Annotated in this window: 20 protein-coding genes; 3 read left to right on the plus strand and 17 right to left on the minus strand. The window is 45.4% G+C overall.

What is annotated here, in order from left to right:
* Position 1 precedes the first annotated feature (1 nt).
* Positions 2 to 832: a symmetrical bis(5'-nucleosyl)-tetraphosphatase gene (locus tag ACRRS0_RS19365; RefSeq protein ID WP_432455949.1), complete on the plus strand. Its 831-nt coding sequence runs from the start codon at positions 2 to 4 to the stop codon at positions 830 to 832.
* Here the strand turns inward: ACRRS0_RS19365 and folA are convergent.
* From folA to rplU, 6 genes are all read right to left on the minus strand, one after another.
* Positions 829 to 1,317: a type 3 dihydrofolate reductase gene (folA, locus tag ACRRS0_RS19370; protein WP_432455948.1), complete on the minus strand. Its 489-nt coding sequence runs from the start codon at positions 1,315 to 1,317 to the stop codon at positions 829 to 831. The two genes, ACRRS0_RS19365 and folA, sit on opposite strands and share 4 nt — an antisense overlap.
* Positions 1,318 to 1,348: 31 nt before the next feature.
* Positions 1,349 to 1,816: a threonine/serine exporter family protein gene (locus tag ACRRS0_RS19375; RefSeq protein WP_432455947.1), complete on the minus strand. Its 468-nt coding sequence runs from the start codon at positions 1,814 to 1,816 to the stop codon at positions 1,349 to 1,351.
* 1 nt (position 1,817) lies between these two features.
* A complete protein-coding gene (locus ACRRS0_RS19380) occupies positions 1,818 to 2,642 on the minus strand; it encodes a threonine/serine ThrE exporter family protein (RefSeq protein ID WP_432455946.1) in 825 nt (274 codons plus the stop codon).
* A 37-nt stretch (positions 2,643 to 2,679) separates the two neighbouring features.
* Positions 2,680 to 3,846: an Obg family GTPase CgtA gene (cgtA, locus tag ACRRS0_RS19385; RefSeq protein ID WP_432455945.1), complete on the minus strand. Its 1,167-nt coding sequence runs from the start codon at positions 3,844 to 3,846 to the stop codon at positions 2,680 to 2,682.
* 121 nt (positions 3,847 to 3,967) lie between these two features.
* Entirely contained in the window at positions 3,968 to 4,225 is a 258-nt protein-coding gene (gene rpmA, locus ACRRS0_RS19390; protein WP_248712985.1) for a 50S ribosomal protein L27, read from the minus strand.
* An 18-nt stretch (positions 4,226 to 4,243) separates the two neighbouring features.
* The gene (rplU, locus tag ACRRS0_RS19395; RefSeq protein ID WP_248715663.1) at positions 4,244 to 4,555 is read right to left on the minus strand and encodes a 50S ribosomal protein L21; all 312 of its coding nucleotides are present in this window, start codon (positions 4,553 to 4,555) and stop codon (positions 4,244 to 4,246) included.
* Between the two features lie 243 nt (positions 4,556 to 4,798).
* Between rplU and ispB the strand changes: the two genes are divergently transcribed.
* Positions 4,799 to 5,770, plus strand: a complete 972-nt coding sequence (gene ispB, locus ACRRS0_RS19400) for an octaprenyl diphosphate synthase (RefSeq protein ID WP_432455944.1) — start codon at positions 4,799 to 4,801, stop codon at positions 5,768 to 5,770.
* Between the two features lie 67 nt (positions 5,771 to 5,837).
* Here the strand turns inward: ispB and ACRRS0_RS19405 are convergent, their stop codons facing one another.
* From ACRRS0_RS19405 to ACRRS0_RS19455, 11 genes are all read right to left on the minus strand, one after another.
* Positions 5,838 to 7,133 (minus strand): adenylosuccinate synthase, encoded by a 1,296-nt coding sequence (locus tag ACRRS0_RS19405; RefSeq protein WP_432455943.1) that lies wholly within the window; start codon positions 7,131 to 7,133, stop codon positions 5,838 to 5,840.
* Positions 7,134 to 7,220: 87 nt separating this feature from the next.
* On the minus strand, positions 7,221 to 7,409 hold the full coding sequence (locus ACRRS0_RS19410) for a DUF2065 domain-containing protein (RefSeq protein ID WP_432455942.1): 189 nt from the start codon (positions 7,407 to 7,409) through the stop codon (positions 7,221 to 7,223).
* A gap of 38 nt (positions 7,410 to 7,447) precedes the next feature.
* Complete coding sequence (hflC, locus tag ACRRS0_RS19415; protein ID WP_432455941.1) at positions 7,448 to 8,320, minus strand: protease modulator HflC; 873 nt, start codon at positions 8,318 to 8,320, stop codon at positions 7,448 to 7,450.
* Between the two features lie 3 nt (positions 8,321 to 8,323).
* Positions 8,324 to 9,511, minus strand: coding sequence for an FtsH protease activity modulator HflK (hflK, locus tag ACRRS0_RS19420; RefSeq protein ID WP_432455940.1), 1,188 nt, complete (start codon positions 9,509 to 9,511; stop codon positions 8,324 to 8,326).
* Between the two features lie 28 nt (positions 9,512 to 9,539).
* Entirely contained in the window at positions 9,540 to 10,832 is a 1,293-nt protein-coding gene (gene hflX, locus ACRRS0_RS19425; protein ID WP_432455939.1) for a ribosome rescue GTPase HflX, read from the minus strand.
* Between the two features lie 50 nt (positions 10,833 to 10,882).
* Positions 10,883 to 11,131: an RNA chaperone Hfq gene (hfq, locus tag ACRRS0_RS19430; RefSeq protein ID WP_432455938.1), complete on the minus strand. Its 249-nt coding sequence runs from the start codon at positions 11,129 to 11,131 to the stop codon at positions 10,883 to 10,885.
* Between the two features lie 86 nt (positions 11,132 to 11,217).
* Positions 11,218 to 12,144, minus strand: a complete 927-nt coding sequence (gene miaA, locus ACRRS0_RS19435; protein WP_432455937.1) for a tRNA (adenosine(37)-N6)-dimethylallyltransferase MiaA — start codon at positions 12,142 to 12,144, stop codon at positions 11,218 to 11,220.
* The gene (gene mutL / locus ACRRS0_RS19440; protein WP_432455936.1) at positions 12,137 to 13,984 is read right to left on the minus strand and encodes a DNA mismatch repair endonuclease MutL; all 1,848 of its coding nucleotides are present in this window, start codon (positions 13,982 to 13,984) and stop codon (positions 12,137 to 12,139) included. The genes miaA and mutL overlap by 8 nt, the downstream gene beginning before the upstream one ends.
* 4 nt (positions 13,985 to 13,988) lie before the next feature.
* A complete protein-coding gene (locus ACRRS0_RS19445) occupies positions 13,989 to 15,338 on the minus strand; it encodes an N-acetylmuramoyl-L-alanine amidase (protein ID WP_432455935.1) in 1,350 nt (449 codons plus the stop codon).
* Entirely contained in the window at positions 15,328 to 15,798 is a 471-nt protein-coding gene (tsaE, locus tag ACRRS0_RS19450; RefSeq protein ID WP_432455934.1) for a tRNA (adenosine(37)-N6)-threonylcarbamoyltransferase complex ATPase subunit type 1 TsaE, read from the minus strand. Before tsaE ends, ACRRS0_RS19445 begins: the two co-directional genes overlap by 11 nt.
* A complete protein-coding gene (locus ACRRS0_RS19455) occupies positions 15,779 to 17,317 on the minus strand; it encodes an NAD(P)H-hydrate dehydratase (RefSeq protein ID WP_432455933.1) in 1,539 nt (512 codons plus the stop codon). Before ACRRS0_RS19455 ends, tsaE begins: the two co-directional genes overlap by 20 nt.
* On the opposite strand from ACRRS0_RS19455, the gene queG reads away from it, so the two are divergent.
* Complete coding sequence (queG, locus tag ACRRS0_RS19460) at positions 17,316 to 18,449, plus strand: tRNA epoxyqueuosine(34) reductase QueG (RefSeq protein WP_432455932.1); 1,134 nt, start codon at positions 17,316 to 17,318, stop codon at positions 18,447 to 18,449. The two genes, ACRRS0_RS19455 and queG, sit on opposite strands and share 2 nt — an antisense overlap.
* The last annotated feature ends 21 nt before the right edge of the window (positions 18,450 to 18,470 follow it).

Consider the following 18,470-nt stretch of genomic DNA (forward strand, 5'->3'; position numbering starts at 1 on the left):
TATGGCTACCTATTTTGTTGGTGATATTCAAGGCTGCCTTGATGAACTCAAGGCGCTACTTGAACAAGTCAAATTTTCTAAAAAACGTGATCAGCTATGGTTAGCAGGCGACTTAGTGGCCCGCGGCCCTCAATCCCTAGCCACGCTGCGTTTTGTGAAACAGCTCGGCGATGCAGCACAAATAGTACTGGGCAACCATGACCTACACTTACTCGCCGTGGCAAACGGTATTCACCGCGCCAAGCGACGAGACAAACTACAAGACTTGCTAGAAGCCCCAGACAAAGACGAGTTACTCGATTGGTTAAGAAAACAACCGCTGATAGTGAAACACCCTGAATTTGACTTAGTCATGGTACATGCAGGCATTTATCCAAAGTGGAAAGTTGGTAAGGCCTTAAAGCTCGGCAAAGAGGTACAAAAGAAACTTTCTGGTGATCACTACCTTGAGTTACTACAAAATATGTATAGTAACGAACCAGCTCACTGGAGCGACGAGCTAGTCGGTTATGATCGACTGCGCTACATCATTAATGTCTTCACCCGCATGCGTTACTGTTTTCCAGATGGCAGTCTCGATTTCGCCCTGAAAATTCCACCAAATAAAAATACTAATCCCAACTTAGTCCCTTGGTTTAATCTTCCAGGAAAGCATCTTAAGCACACCCACATTATCTTTGGTCACTGGGCGGCGTTGATGGGAGAAAGCGCTCACCCCTTGGTTGACGGGCTAGATACTGGTTGTGTTTGGGGGAATCATTTAACGATGCTGCGCTGGGAAGACCAGCGCTTTTTCACCCAAGACTGCTTAAACGAGATAAGCAAAGATTAACGCAAACGATGTAAATTTATAAATTCATAGGGGTGTGGATTTTTATCATCTGCCGGATGCTGTTCGCGAGCCATTTCTTGCCATTGATATTGGGTGTAATCAGGGAAATAAGCATCGCCTTCCAAGTCTTTATCAATCAAAGTTAGATATAACTTATCGGCCAATGCTAGGCATTGTTGATAAATATTCGCGCCACCAATAATCATTACTTCCGCTTGATCGGCCACCAATTGAAGCGCGTCTTCAAGTTGATTGACAACTGTCACGCCCTCGATGCTTAAGTGTGGATTACGACTCACCACTATATTCAAACGTCCTGGTAAAGGGCGCCCAATCGACTCATAAGTTAAACGCCCCATCACGACAGGCTTGCCCATTGTGACGGTCTTAAAGTGCTTTAAATCGGCCGGCAAGTGCCATGGCATTTGATTATCTAAGCCTATCACTCGACCCTTTGCCATCGCAGCTATCATTGCAACTTTCACGACTTAACCTTCTCCAAATCTTATAAAATCATTAAACAATAGGGCGCCCTCGATAAATCACCACCGATGGGATCGCGAGACCAAAACTCAAAGCCATTAAAATAAACATGGTTCGTAAACCATTTTCAAGAATGGTTGCTAATAACGGGTCACTATAACCATTACTATATAAACTAATAATGCCAACCATGGTGGTAAACGCATAACTCCCAGGGATCATCGGAATAATTGAAGCCACGGTAAACACTGGTCGAGGAATGATATAGCGTCGTGACCAGTAAACGCCGAGTAAGCCAACACTGGTTGATGCAACTAATGTCGCCCATTCTAAAGGCACCCCCCAATGAATACACAAAGTACGTAAGCTATGCGCAAAAGCACCACCAATCGCGCAAAAGCCAAGCATTCGTGTGGGCACATTAAAGACCATGGCAAAACCAACTGCAGGCACCGAAGCGAAGGCCGCATCTTCAAGCAGTAAGAGTATTAAATCGAGCATCTTATAACCACCCACTCACGCCAGTTGCCCACATCGATAAGGCGATCCCCATTGCAACCCCAAGCGTTAACAAGGACGCAAAAAACCAACGGGATATGCCCATGCTAATGTGACCTTTCACCATATCTGAGACCGCATTAATCAAAGGAAACCCAGGAACCAACAACAACACTGATGCAGCCATCACAGTTTGCGGTTGATTACCAATATCATAACGCACCGCTAAGCCCGCAATTGTGGTAGCAACAAATGCAGTCATACCAAAGTTAAGAATTGGATTATGATGGCGGTGCGCCATCTCTTGACGAAAAGTCATCGCCGCCGCAGAAGCAATAAATGTCATACCAAATACAGACCAATCGCCACCAAATAAATGAGCAAAACAAGCGCAAGAAAGGCCAATCATCAATACAACTAACCAGCGATTATGTTTAAACGGAACCAAGCGTTCTAAACGTTTCACCACATCATCTACATCCAGCAGTTGTTTCTCTGCCATGATGGTAATGCGTTGCACCTCACACACCATATGCATGTTAATGCCCCGATCGTAAACTCGACGCGTGGTCGTGATGCAGCGGCTTTGAGCCAAACCAGTTAAAATCAGGGCATTAGCGGTAATGGCCAACTCAACGCTGTCTAAGCCCAGCGCCTTACCTAAACGAACGATGGTTTCTTCGATCAACTTACTTTCGGCACCATGCTGTTGCATGATCCGGCCAGCCTGCACCGCAACACGACAGATCCTTGTCTGTTGCTCGTGAGTAATAACCCGTTCCGGAGCCTGAACAGGCGCCGGAGGTTTTATAATAAAAGAGCGTAACATCTAACAATCCCAGTAAACCAATTACAAAATGAGTTTACTATGGCTGGTAAATAACCTCTACACCATGATCGTCGTCATCATCATCCCAATCATCATCATCCCAGTCTTCTTGATTAGCCTGGTCAATTTGTTCTTGGTGATAATCATCCCATTGGAACTTCACTTCTTCGCGCTCGGCCATCTCTTCTTCAATCATCGGCAATGTTTCGATGAATTGACCGATAGCTTTACAAAGCTCTTTAGTGCCTTTGCCTTCAAGCGCAGACAAAGAAAACACCTCACCCTGCCAATCAAGTGCTTTAATCACCGACTGACGAATTTCTTCGGCTTCGTCTTCCAACACTAAATCTACTTTGTTGAAGATCAACCAGCGTGGTTTTTCGAATAACTTTTCACTGTATTGCGAGAGCTCATTAATAATGGTTATGGCATTCTCAGCAGGATCACTACCATCGGCCGGCAATACATCAACCATATGCAACAATACCCGACAACGTTCCAAGTGCTTCAGGAAGCGAACCCCTAAACCAGCACCTTCGGCAGCACCTTCGATCAGCCCGGGAATATCGGCAATCACAAATCCGCGATTTTCCGATTGGCGTACCACTCCAAGGTTCGGGATCAGTGTGGTAAATGGATAATCAGCAACTTTAGGTCTTGCCGCAGAGACACTACGAATAAAAGTCGATTTACCAGCATTTGGTAAGCCTAACATCCCCACATCCGCCAACAGCAATAACTCTAATTTGAGGTTGCGAACTTCACCAGGCGTACCGTTGGATTTGCGACGAGGCGCTCGATTGGTACTGCTCTTGAAGCGGGTGTTTCCCAAACCATGAAAACCACCTTTTGCCACCATTAAGCGTTGCTTGTGTTGCGTTAAATCACCTAATAATTCGCCAGTATCTTGATCGCGAGCACGAGAACCAACCGGCACTGGCAATTCTAAATCTTCACCGCGTTTACCGGTACAATTAGAGCCTTGACCATTCTCACCGCGTTCCGCTTTATGAAAACGCTCAAAGCGATAATCGATCAAAGTATTCAAATTTTCGTCAGCGACCAGATAAACACTGCCACCGTCACCACCATCACCACCGTCTGGGCCACCTCGTGGCACATATTTTTCACGGCGAAAACTAATGACGCCATTGCCACCGTCTCCGGCGTCAACCTTGATTACTGCTTCATCTACAAATTTCATAATCTACTCCAGTATTATCGCTAACTATAATGCACCGCATTTAATTCGCGACAGCAATACTTAAGCCTTAGAAAAAAAAGCCCCGCTTATAGCGGGGCTTTAAAAATATTGAGTTGGTTGTTTATTCAGCTACGATGCTAACAAACTTGCGGCTTTTAGCGCCTTTAACCTCAAATTTCACTTTGCCTTCAGCAGTTGCGAAAAGTGTATGGTCTTTACCAATACCAACATTTGAGCCCGCGTGGAATTTAGTACCACGTTGACGAACAATAATACTACCCGCTAAAACAGACTCGCCACCGAAACGTTTAACACCTAGGCGTTTACTTTCTGAATCACGACCGTTACGAGTACTACCACCAGCCTTTTTATGTGCCATGAGTATATTCCTCTAAAATTAACCGTTAATGCCTGTAATGCGAACTTCAGTGAACCACTGACGGTGGCCCTGTTGCTTACGTGAATGCTTACGACGACGGAACTTAACGATTTTAACTTTATCGCCACGACCATGAGATACAACTTCAGCTGTAACTTTGGTACCATCTACATAAGGTGCGCCAACTTGAACATCATCGCCATTAGCAACTAGTAATACGTTATCAAATTCAACTGTTTCACCAGTCTCAACGTCTAGTTTCTCAAGGCGAAGTGTTTGACCTTCGGCCACACGGTGTTGTTTACCACCACTTTGGATAACCGCGTACATTTTTTTCAAACTCCGCTGTACACCTAGTATTTCAAGGTGTATATAATTCTTAACAATGACGGCGGATTCTACGGAAAAAGATCTGTTCTCGCAAGCGGAAAATCAAAAAAGTTTAAAAATCACGCAAGGCCAAGAATTTTACCCAGCTAAAGCTGTGAATAGGCAGGAATTGCGATACTATTGCAACATTATATTATCATCATAAATTGCTGAATCATCGGCATGACAATCTAATAAGACATTATGCAATTGGATGCGATAAAAAAGCTGTCTGAACAAGACATGGCTGCGGTAAACGCACTTATTTTTAAAGAGCTAGAATCAGATGTAGCGCTGATTAACCAAATTTCATTCTATATCGTAAATAGTGGCGGCAAACGGATCCGTCCTTTACTCACCGTATTAGCGGCTAGAGCACTCGGAGACCAGCAACAGCAACATATAAAGTTGGCGGCTATCATCGAGTTTATACATACTTCTACACTGCTTCACGATGATGTTGTGGACGAATCAGAATTGCGGCGCGGTAAAGATACTGCAAATGCTCGATTTGGTAATGCCGCCAGCGTTTTAGTTGGCGACTTCCTTTACTCGCGCTCATTCCAACTAATGACTCAATTGCAAAACTTACAAGTGATGGACATTCTTGCCGACGCAACCAATGTGATTGCCGAAGGAGAAGTCTTACAGCTAATCAATTGCAATGATCCCGACACTGATGAGGCGCGTTATTTTGAAGTGATCTATTGTAAAACAGCCAAGCTATTTGAAGCTGCAACTCGGCTTGCCGCGGTTATCGGTAACCAAGATTCAACCATAGAACTAGCGATGCAAGACTACGGAAAATATCTTGGTACCGCTTTCCAAATTATGGATGATGTCTTGGACTACACCGCTGACAAAGCAGAGATGGGCAAAAATGTTGGTGACGACTTAGCAGAAGGTAAGCCAACACTGCCACTCATTTATGCAATGGAACACGCCAATCCAGCGGATAGAGAGTTAATCGCGAATGCGATTAAACATGGAGGTTCACGCGATCAACTGGAACCGATTTTGCGGATCCTAGATAAGACCAAAGCCTTAGAATATTGTCACTCTCGTGCAGCTGAAGAAGCTCAGAAAGCTATCGACGCCTTAGTGCATATAAATGACGGCGAATATAAGCAAGCCTTAATTAGCCTCGCCAACATTGCAGCTGATCGCGTCGCATAATAAAAAGGGCGACCCACAAACAAAAAAAGCTGCCAATGGCAGCTTTTTTATTCACGATTTGCCTCAACTAAGCAAACGGGTGACGTAGAATCATCGTTTCCAAACGATCAGGACCAGTAGAGATAATATCAACCGGAACTTCCAGTAATTCTTCAATCCGAGCTATATAAGCTAAAGCCGCTTCAGGAAGTTGTTCACGCGCAGTTAAACCGAAAGTATTTTCCGACCAACCAGGCATCGTTTCATAAACAGGAACAGCCACCTCATAACCTTCGGCTGCCATTGGTGGTACTTTGAGCACATCACCGTTTGGCATCTGATAACCAGTACAAATTTTCAATTCAGCTAAGCCGTCAAGCACATCAAGCTTAGTCAGACATAAACCTGAGAGGCTATTAATTTGCACTGCACGACGCATCGCGACGGCATCTAACCAACCGCAGCGACGTTTACGGCCAGTGGTAGCACCAAACTCATGTCCTTTCACACCAAGGTGCTCACCCACATCATCATCAAGCTCGGTAGGGAATGGCCCTGCCCCAACTCGAGTGGTGTAAGCTTTAGTGATACCTAATACATAATCTAAATGACGAGGACCAAAACCGCTGCCCGTGGCTACACCACCCGCTGTGGTATTAGAAGATGTCACATATGGGTAGGTGCCATGATCCACATCGAGTAAAGTCCCTTGAGCACCTTCGAACATTACCGAATCACCACGACGACGCGCCTGATCTAAGAGATCTGCAACATCGGCAACCATAGCAATCAGCACTGGGGCCATCTGAGTCATTTGCTCAAGCACTTCTTCATAACTCACGCTAGGGGCGTCATAGTAATGATTTAATTGGAAGTTATGGTATTCCATCACTTCTTTAAGCTTGCTAGCAAATTGCTCCATGTTGAACAAATCACCAACTCGCAAACCACGACGCGCCACTTTATCTTCGTAAGCGGGACCAATACCTCGGCCGGTGGTTCCGATAGCGTTTTTACCGCGAGCTTTTTCTCGTGCGATATCTAATGCAACATGGTAAGGCAGGATTAATGGACATGCCTCACTAATCACGAGTCGTTCTTTTACCGGAACGCCACGCTCTTCAAGCATCGCCATTTCTTTAAACAGAGCATCTGGAGCCAATACCACGCCGTTGCCAATTACACAGGTAACGTTGTCGCGCAGCACACCAGAAGGTATCAGGTGGAGGACGGTTTTTTCGCCGTCAATAACCAAGGTATGACCCGCATTGTGACCGCCTTGATAGCGAACCACGTAATTTGCTTTGTCAGTAAGTAGATCAACGATCTTACCTTTTCCTTCGTCTCCCCACTGGGAGCCAAGGATAACTACATTCTTTCCCATTGTCTTTTGTCGTCTCAGTTAAAAAGCGATTCTAGCAGAAATCGGACACTCAAGGGGTGCAAAATATACCGATATTAGCTTATTAGGTCAAAGATTGATCACATATATCAGTACGATTGCGGTCCCAACTAAATACAATCCAATTTTTCGGATACTGCTCGCTGGCGATTCAGAAATCATTTTTAATAGATTTTTCCATCGTTTAGGAAACAGTAATGGACCAAGCCCTTCAATTAAACAAACCAGAGCGAGTGCTAATAAAGTGGAATCTTGCATAAGAAAGCCCAGCAATAAACTGGGCCCCCATTCATAGTCTACTGATTAGGTTCTTTCATGTACTGGAAGAATTCACTATTTGGATCTAATACCATCAAGTCTCCTCCATTATCGAAGCTATTACGGTAGGCAGCCATGCTCCGCCAGAATTTATAAAACTCTGGGTTTTTCTGATAAGCATGAGCATAAATCTTGGCGGCTTTTGCATCACCTTCACCACGCATTTCTCGACCCCGCTTATCTGCATCAGCCAGTAACACGTTCACTCTGCGATCCACGTTAGCCCGAATAATCTCAGACTGCTCTTGACCTTGAGAACGATGTTCTTTTGCCACAGCTAAACGCTCTGCTCGCATCCGTTGGTAAATACTGTTACTCACTTCGTCAGGTAAATTGATTTGCTTAATACGTACGTCCGTCACTTCAATACCAATCTCTGAAGAACGCGCCATTTGTTTCAAAGCATCTTCCATTACTTGACCACGTTCGCCAGACACAATATCGCGAATCGTCCGAGCACCAATTTCACTACGTAAACCATTATTAATTTTACGCTTTAGCAAAGACTCAGCTTGTATCACCGAACCGCCAGTAGAGAGATAAAATTTAGAAAAATCTTCAATTCGCCATTTAACATAGGAATCAATGATTAAATCTTTTTTCTCCGAGGTGACAAAACGGTCAGCATTACCATCCAAAGTTTGGATCCGTGAATCCAATACTCTCACCGAATCAATAAACGGAACTTTGAACTGCAAGCCAGGCTCATACACTTTGGTTGCACCATCGTCAGTACGTTTAACTTTCCCGAACTGAATAACAATGCCTCGTTCACCTTCTTTCACAACAAAAATAGATGAGTACGCTACCAACAAGGCCAAAATCACGCCAAAAATAGTAAACTGTTTCATGGCTTAATTTCTCCCCGAATTACTACGGTCGCTGCTTCGAATTGAAGTAGGGCGAGATGGAATAGAGCTACCAGATTCTGAGTTCATCGTTGATGATTTACTCGTATTACCACTAGTGCCAGTACTGGTCGCCGGCTTTTGATTCTGCTCCATTAGTTTATCGATCGGCAAATACAACATGTTGTTATTATTTGAACCATCAATTAATACCTTGTTAGACTTCGCGTAAACTTGCTCCATCGTTTCAAGGTAGAGGCGATGACGCGTCACATCTGGCGCAGCTTCATACTCTGGGAGCAACTGTTCAAAACGAGCAACCTCACCTTGCGCTCTTAACACGATCTGCTCTTGGTAACCTTGCGCTTCTTGTTCAATACGTTGAACTCGGCCACGTGCACGGGGTTCAATTTCCCGTTGATAAGCTTCCGCCTCACGGATAAAGCGCTGCTCATCTTCTTGGGCTGAAATCGCATCATCGAAAGCATCTTTTACTTCCTCCGGCGGACGAGCTGGCAAAAAGTTAACATCAACCACTTGTATACCCAACTTATAAGGTTCGATGATTTTATCAAGTAAAGCCCAAGTCTCACTTCTCACCACTTCACGACCAGTCGTCAAAATATCATCCATGGTCGTATGCCCAATGACATATCGCAGCGCGCTATCGGTGGCTTGCGCTAAGCTATCATCTGGCGAAGTCACGCTAAACAGATAGTTCTTTGGCTCTACGACTCGATATTGCACGTCCATTTCGACCCGTACAACATTCTCATCTTCAGTCAACATAAATCCAGAAGCAGGCAATGAACGAATCGTTTCCACATCCACTGGCAGCACTTCTTGAACAAAAGTTGCTTTCCAATTCAAACCTGGCTGTACTGGGCCGGCTTCATTGTCATACTTACCGAAAGTAAGCTTTACACCACGCTCGGCTTCAGCAATGGTATAAAAGCCGCTGGCAACCCAAATAATACCAAGTATCACCAGAACTACAGCGATCCCAAAACCGCTCACACCACCACTTCCAATTGATGGTTTTTTATTTCCACCGCCAAAAATACCGCCAAACTTACGTGTAAGTTTAGTGATCACTTCATCTAAATCAGGGGGACCCTGATTACCTTTCTTATTGTTATTACCCCAAGGGTCGCGATCACCGCTACCTTTGTTGCCAGGCTCATTCCAGGCCATCTGTGTCTCCAGAAGTTAAAGTAAATGCCTACTCACATTGAGTAATAAAACTATCTAAACTATGGTCAAATTGTTTATCCAAGCGCTGCCATGAAATGGCATCTAATCGGATATCAACAACGATATTTCCAGTATCGTCTAAACGCTCACCTGCTACGCAGTCTAACTGATATAAGCGACTACGCAAGCGGCCTTCACTGGGTGGCAAACGTAAAGTGTGGTTAACCATGTCACCAACTAAACGTTCACTGATCGCCTTATACAATAAAGGCAAACCCTCTCCCGTTAACGCCGATACCCACACTTTCTGAGGTAAGCCTTTTTCGTCGCGTTCAATACGCGGACTCACATCAGCAAGTTGATCAACTTTATTGTATACCTGTAAGAATGGGATCTCACCAGCACCAATTTCGTCTAATACCAGCTCCACTTGTTCAATATTCTCAGCCACTCGTTCATCACTGCAATCGATCACGTGCAACAATAATTGGGCTTCTCGCGTTTCAGTTAATGTCGCTTTAAAAGCCGCAACTAAATCGTGAGGAAGATGACGAATGAAGCCAACTGTATCCGCTAAAATTACCTTCCCAACATCTTCTATCTCAATTTTACGCAATGTTGGGTCAAGCGTCGCAAACAACTGATCTGCTGCATATACCTTAGATTCGGTAATTCGATTAAACAAGGTCGATTTACCAGCATTGGTATAACCCGCCAAAGATACGGTTGGTAGTTCCGCCCGTTGGCGAGCTCGCCGACCTTGCTCACGCTGCTTACCCACTTTATCTAAACGCTGAGTAATTTGTTTAATACGCGCCCGTAGCAAGCGTCGATCAGTTTCAAGTTGCGTTTCACCTGGACCACGCAAACCAATCCCACCTTTTTGACGTTCTAAGTGAGTCCATCCGCGAATCAGACGTGTCGACATATGACGCAATTGGGCCAACTCAACCTGCAACTTACCTTCATGGGTACGTGCTCGCTGAGCAAAAATATCTAAAATGAGGGTGGTACGATCAAGTACCCGAGCCTCGCAAAGATGCTCTAAATTACGTTCTTGTGCGGGCGACAAGGCGTGATTAAAAATAATCACGTCGGCTTGAGCACTTTTTACAATTTCTGCGATTTCTTCGGCTTTCCCCGTCCCCACAAAATATTTGGGATGGGGAGAAACCCGACTACCGGTGATAGTAGCAACCGCATTGACCCCAGCCGAACTGACTAGCATCTTCAGTTCTTCTAGGTCCTCACGCTCATCTTCGTCATTAAAATTAACATGAACTAAGATGGCCTGCTCACCAGCTTCATAACGGTCAAACAAGCTAATTTACTCCTTGGCACTTACCAAGGCTAATAAGCCTCAGCAAATTGCTATTCTTCGTTCTTTGCTTCACTAGGTACAGGACTATGGTGTGGCACTGCGCGTGCAGGAACCACGGTGGAGATAGCATGTTTATATACCATTTGGCTGACAGTGTTTTTCAACAAGATAACAAACTGATCAAATGATTCAACTTGGCCTTGTAACTTAATACCGTTTACTAAATAAATTGAAACGGGAATACGCTCACGTCGTAACGCATTCAAAAATGGGTCTTGTAATGATTGCCCCTTCGCCATGTTATTGTTCCTTTTTTCTTATAAATTAATTGGCACAGATCAAATTCGATTATATACCACTAACTTGGAGCCTTATAGAGACATTTTCAAGTGTCACCGAGTGAATTCGCCATTATTTGGCTATTTTCCGATGCTGCACTTCGTAGCCAAGTTAGAGAAGGCCAGCTTTTTAGCCAGTTCATTTGTTTCTTAGCTAGCTGGCGTGTTGCCACAATACCGCGAAACACCATTTCATCATAATCTATTTCTCCGCTAAGGTATTGCCACATCTGGCGATAACCCACACTACGCATCGACGGCAGACTCAAATCTAAATCGCTTCGTTGCATCAGCCCTTCGACCTCAGCTTCGAAGCCAAGTTCCAACATTAAGTGAAAACGCCGCTCAATGAGTTCGTGCAATTGACTTTTTTCGGTCGGTGCAATGGCAAACTGATGCACCTGAAATGGCAAAGGTGGTAAAGGCATACGATTAATTTCGGTGAGCGACTGACCCGTTAAGCGATAAACCTCAACCGCTCGCATCAAGCGCTGATGGTCATTCACACTAATTCTTGCCGCACTCAGCGGATCATAACTTTGCAACTGTGCATGCAAGGCTTGCCACGAGCTCACCGCAGCCTCTTGTTTAATTTGTTCTCTAAGCTGCAGATCTGCTTCAGGTAAGGGCGCAATACCTTCAACCAATGCTTTGAAATACAACATCGAGCCCCCCACCAATAGCGGAATATTACCGCGTTGATGAATCGCTGCGATCTGAGTCAGAGCATCTTGGCGAAAGTCTGCTGCAGAATAGACTTCGGTAGGATCACAAATATCAATCAAAGCATGAGGTGCCAAGGCTTGCTCGGCCGCCGTAGGCTTCGCCGTACCAATATCCATGCCGCGATAGATAAGTGCCGAATCAACACTGATAAGCTCCATTCCAAACTGTTGATGAAGCTCAATGGCTAAGGCGGTTTTACCGGAAGCCGTTGGCCCCATAAGAGTCACAATCGGTAAACGCTTAATCATGAATAAATCCTGCGATAGTTTTGCTTAAATCAACAGATTGCCAAAATCGCTTCGGTAACCCTTGAGGGTACTCACCGCATAACTGCTGGCAACAGTCCAAGGCTTGTGCCCAAGTAAATTGCTGGGGTTTAAGCTGTAGCTTAATCAAGCCACTCAGTAAGGCTTCTGGCTGTTGCCACTCGTCTTGCGGTAATTGCTGCATCGCTGCCAACAAACGCGGAAGCAACTGAGCAAAATCAGCTTTTCTAAATAACTTGGGAACTTGCGTGACGATAAGCTGAGTACGATTTTGCTGATTTAAGGTAAAGCCTAAACGACCCAATACGCTCTGCTGCTGCACCGCAAGAGCACATAAATCATCGCTCATCGTTAACTTTAAGGGGAGCAATAAAGGTACGCTATCTAAACCTTGTTGCCATTGGCTCAAAGCCTGATTAAAACTGAGGTGCTGTAAACTCGCCCATAAATCAATTAAGCCTAACTGGCTGGCTTGCCGCGCTAATAAATAGCCCTCTTCAATCATATGTAATGGATGAAGGCTTAACTCATTCTGTGGCTTTGTGTTTGTCGCAACAGCGCTGTATTCGGCACTTAACTCAGCGCTACGACTGAGCCAATTCTGATTTGCAGCGACTTGACTCACACTCGGTTTATCGGCTCGTTGTAAATGAGACTGGTAGTGATGGCGATCCTCAGCGACCCGACTCGAATTGGATTCACGCACTTGCACAGGATCTGCACAGCGCTTATTTTCGCTAGCAACAGGGGTTCCTAATGATCGGTGCTCAGTCGCGCTCGCAATGTTAATATCTTGCGGTGATACGGACGAAATTGGGGGGTTCGGAACATGGCTTAAAGCTGAACCCAATACCTGTACAATATAATCATGAACTAAGCGAGCCTGATGAAAACGCACCTCATGTTTAGCCGGGTGCACATTCACATCAACCTGGTCAAGCGGCAATTCAAGATACAACACATAGCAAGCATATTGCTGTTCATCCAGATAACTTGCGAAAGCCTGGCGAATGGCGTGTTGCAATAACTTATCGCGCATCATTCGACCATTTACATAAAAATACTGCTGATCATTTTGGGCTCTCGCAGCCTCAGGTAAACCCAGCCAGCCATGTAAGCGTAGCTGATCATGTTGATTGTCAATATGCAAACAGTGATGACTAAAAGCAGGGCCTATCACCGACGCCACGCGTTTTAATTGTTTATCTAAATTATCAGCGATACGATATTGTCGGGTCAATTTACCGTTGTGCTTCAGGCTTAAAGCAACATCAAAACGGCTCAAAGCTAAGCGTTTTAGTAACTCATCTATGTGCGAAAATTCAGTTTTCTCGGTACGCAAAAACTTCCGACGCGCAGGAGTGTTAAAAAACAAATCTAAAACTTCAACCGAACAGCCCACCGGATGAGCGCAAGGTTGCAAACTAACCTCCATATCACGGCCTGCCGCCTGAGCCTGCCAAGCCTGAGCTTGTTCAGCAGTTCGAGAGCTCAAACTTAAACGTGATACCGAGCTAATACTAGCCAGAGCCTCGCCACGAAAGCCTAAGGTGGCAATGCAACTTAAATCATCCAAACTATCAATTTTACTAGTCGCATGACGGCTTAGCGCTAAACATAACTGTTGTTGCTCAATGCCTGAGCCATTATCACGGATCAAAATCCGTTTCGCCCCCCCTTTATCGATTTCGATCTCGATACGAGTAGCCCCTGCATCTAGGCAGTTCTCGATCAACTCTTTCACGACTGAAGCAGGGCGTTCCACCACTTCTCCAGCCGCAATTTGGTTGGCTAATTGTGCTGGTAATATTTGAATCGGCATCTAATCAACTATTAGGAATGGTCAAAACCTGACCAATTTTGAGCGTATTTGAAGATAACTTATTGGCTTTTTTTAAACCGGCGACGCTGGTCTTATAACGAGCGGCTAATACCGACAAAGATTCACCTTTTTTAACCGTGTGCTTTTTTACACCATAGGTTTTCGCGTACAAAGTTCCAGGTAAAGGTTTCCTCTGATAATACTTTTTAATCCCAGATACAATGGCCTTGGCAAGTTTTTGTTGATGGTTACCAGAGCGCAATAAATTCTCTTCTTTGTGATTCGTAATAAAACCAGCTTCAACCAAAATCGATGGAATGTCGGGCGATTTTAACACCGCCAAACTCGCATGTTCTGGCTTTTTCTTATGTAAAGTAGTGACCTTACCGAGTTGACTTAAGACCTGTGTTGCCACTTGATAAGCGGTATTCATCGAATAATCCATTTGCATGTCAATCAGGGCAAAGTTGAGATGCGCATCATTGTCAGTATTACTCATTAACTCACCAACCCCTCCCAATAAGTCTGATTCTGCTTCGTGATCTTCTAGATGTCTGCCTACCTCACTCTTTGCACGGCGAGTAGATACGACCCATACCGAAGCCCCCTTAGGCTGCGAAGAAGTAAAGCCGTCGGCATGAATAGAGACCAGAAAATCAGCTTTACTCTTACGTGCGATTTGCGAACGTTTATTTAAATTAACGAAGTAGTCCCCTTGGCGAATTAACACGCCCTTCAATCCCGACTCTTTATCAATTAAACGCTGTACTCGCTTAGCAATGGCTAAAGTGACACTTTTTTCATAAGTTTTACGGCGACCAATCGCCCCAGGATCTTCGCCACCATGGCCTGCATCAATCGCAATGATAATGTCTCGATTCCCTTCCAACTGCTGCTGGGTTTTAGTTTTCGAGATCTGCTGTTGTTTCTTTTCTGTGGCGGCGGAACCTACCTTGTCAGGTAAATCAATCACTAAGCGATGGCCATAATTACCCGTTGGTTTAAGCGCAAATACCACCGGCGTAACTGGCTGATTCAGCTCAACAACCAGCCGATAAGCGTCCTTTTCTTTAGGGGTACTCGCTCGAACTTTTTTAACCAATCGACCAGAGATATCGACTTTGCTCAGTTCAACCTTCATTTGGCTATTCTTTAAATCAAGCACCAAACGATCCGGCTTTTTTAAATTAAAGTAGCTAAACTCAGGTGCGGCTGAAAGGTCGAGCACGATCCGAGTATTATCTGGACCACTCCATACCCTAACCCCCGAGACGGAGCTACCTGCGTAGGCCAAGCAACTCACTAAATAGAGACTGAGCCACAACCAGCGACCAGACAAAACATTAAACCGCATCTTGACTCAACTGCTCCACGATACTCTCTCCTTGAACACTGAGGGCCTTCACTTGGACGCAACGCTGCTCCCCCTGATATGCCAACTCAACTAGCAAATCTGGCTCGGGTAAAAAACCAAGCCCTTTCTCTGGCCACTCAACGATACATAAACAATCTTCACCAAAATAATCGCGGATCCCTATAAATTCTAGTTCCTCTGGATCGGCTAAGCGATATAAATCGAAATGGTTGACTCGCCACTCACCCAGTTGATAAGGCTCAACCAGGGTGTAAGTTGGACTTTTTACCTTACCTTGATGCCCTTTACCTTGGACAAAGCCTCGCGTGAGTGTTGTTTTACCTGCGCCAAGATCACCCGCCAGATAAATCACCAAGGCTTGCTCACAAGCTTTCGCGAGGCGGACACCTAAAGCAACCGTCGCTTGTGCGTCATTTAATTCAGTTTGCCAGATTTTCATTACTATTTGGATTCACCAGTTTTCTTATATAAGGCATCAAATCGGAGGCTAACATGCCTCTTTCACCTTGCTCCGCAGCGAAGTCTGCCGCCATGCCATGAATACTAACGCCAAGGCAGGCAATATCAAATAAACCATACTGCCCACTCAATTGCGCAATCAGACCGCCGATGATACCAGACAATACGTCTCCCATCCCCCCCGATGCCATTCCCGGATTACCGAAGGTCGATATTTTTACCTTCTTACCATCACCCGCAATAATAGTACCAGCACCTTTAAGAACACAAACGCCGCCAAAGCGCTGCTGGATCTTCAGTGCAGCGGCAATCCTATCTTGTTCAACCTCCAACACGGAACACTGCAGCAAGCGCGCCGCCTCGCCTGGATGTGGTGTAAGTACCCAGTTGTCCCGCCTTTCAGGCTGCTGTGCTAACAAATTTAAAGCATCTGCATCAACCAATAAATTGCATTTCCGTGCCAAGGCTTCTGTCCATAGAAAACCAGCCCAACGATCTTGCGCGAGGCCCGGTCCAACGACCAAGCTATTTGCTTTGGCTAATAAATCTTTCAGTAATAACCTCTGTTCAAGCTCAACGCCCATCACCATCAATTCGGGTCGCCCCGCCAACATCAACGCAAGATGTTCTGGTTTAGTGAGCACATTGACCAAACCTGCACCAGTGCGCAAACTTGCTTCTGCAGCCAAACGGATTGCCCCCGGCATACCAAGGTTACCCCCCAGCAGAGCTAAGCGACCACATTGGCCTTTGTGTGCCACGCGACTGCGTTTCGTTAATAAAGTCCACAATGGAGCGGGTAAATTTCGTTCCACTCGACTGCGATTCATTTGGGAAAAATCATCTCCAATCCCCAATCCAGCGAACACCAAATCTCCCACATAATCAGCAGATTGGCCGGTAAATAAGCCCTGTTTTAAACCAACGAAACTAATCGTTGCGCTAGCTTTGAGTGCAACGCCAAAAATACGCCCTGTATTAGCACACAAACCGGAAGGAAGATCTAAGGCTAACACTGGTGCAGATAATTGGTTAATCTTCGTCAGCAAGCCTGCAATAGGTTCACGTATTTCACCGGCAAGCCCAGTTCCGAATATACCATCAACAATCACATCACATGGGCCCTCAAAGGCCGCCATAGAGTCGAGCGTTCCACCGACCGCTAACCATGCCTGTCGAGCCAATCGGGCCTCTTCAGGCAAGCGTTCGGCCAAACCAAGTTCAATCAATTGAATTTGTAAATGGGCTTGCTTCGCGAGTCGCGCTAATACATAGGCATCCCCACCATTATTACCGCCACCAGCAAATACCAATAAACGCCGTGCATTGGGCCAACGATGTTGCAGAAATGCAAAAGCTGCTTGCCCTGCACGCTCCATCAGCGTGAACAAACTAAGCCCTTGTTTTATGGCCAATACTGCTTCTTGAGCTTTCACCGCTTCGGCTGACCACAAACTTTGTGGTAAACTTGCGGTAAATAAACCGTGCTTTTGCCCCATGCCCCTACCATCCGAAATAGACCTGAATCAGCTGGTTCAACATATCAAGCTCACTGCTAAATCGCTAGGTTTTCAGCAAATTGGCATTACAGATGTGGATCTTAGTCAACATCATCAACAGCTGGAACGCTGGTTAGAAAAAGGCTACCACGGCGAGATGGATTATTTAGCGCGCAATGTCGAGCTTCGCAAGCATCCTGAGTTATTGCATGAAGGCACTATGCGCATCATTTCAGTTCGTATGGATTATTTGCCTGAACACGCCCAATTTGCCCAAAGTTTAAACCATACCGAACAAGCCTATATCAGCCGTTATGCTTTAGGCCGAGATTATCATAAATTAATGCGTAAACGACTCAATCAGCTGGGCAAGGCCATTAGCCAATATTGCGATAGTGAGCTAAACATGCGTCCCTTTGTCGACTCAGCCCCAGTTCTAGAACGTCAACTCGCCACCAAAGCGGGTTTAGGTTGGACCGGCAAGCATAGCTTACTCATTAATCAGGATGCTGGTTCTTGGTTTTTTTTGGGAGAACTGTTTATCAACCTCCCCCTGCCTTGCGACCAGGCGGTTGAACATCAGTGTGGTGATTGTGTGGCTTGCTTAACCATCTGTCCAACTCAGGCCATCGTCGCGCCCTATCAAGTTGATGCTCGGCGCTGTATATCTTATCTCACCATCGAATATGACGGCGTGATCGATGAAGACTTGCGCCCTCTTATGGGCAATCGAATTTATGGCTGCGACGACTGCCAGCTGGCATGTCCTTGGAATCGCTATGCTCAGCTAAGCCAAGAACCAGACTTTGCCAAGCGGGAACAACTCAACCAACCAGACCTCTTAGCTCTATTCGCATGGACTGAAGCGGAATTCTTAAGCAAAACTGAAGGCTCTGCCATTCGACGCATCGGCCATCAACAATGGCTACGTAACATTGCAATTGCATTAGGTAACGCGCCTTACTCCGAGCAAATATTGCAACAACTACAAAATAAACAAGGCGTCACCGAGCAAGTACAACAACATATCGACTGGGCCATCAAACAACAACAAAACAGGGCTGCCCAAGCCTCCCGCAAAACGGCCAGATTGATCCGTATTGTAGAGAAAGGATTATCTCGTGATGCCTGATGTTTCGCTTATGCAACTTCT

The sequence above is a fragment of the Agarivorans sp. QJM3NY_29 genome, assembly GCF_050870835.2.
Classification (GTDB): Bacteria; Pseudomonadota; Gammaproteobacteria; order Enterobacterales; family Celerinatantimonadaceae; genus Agarivorans.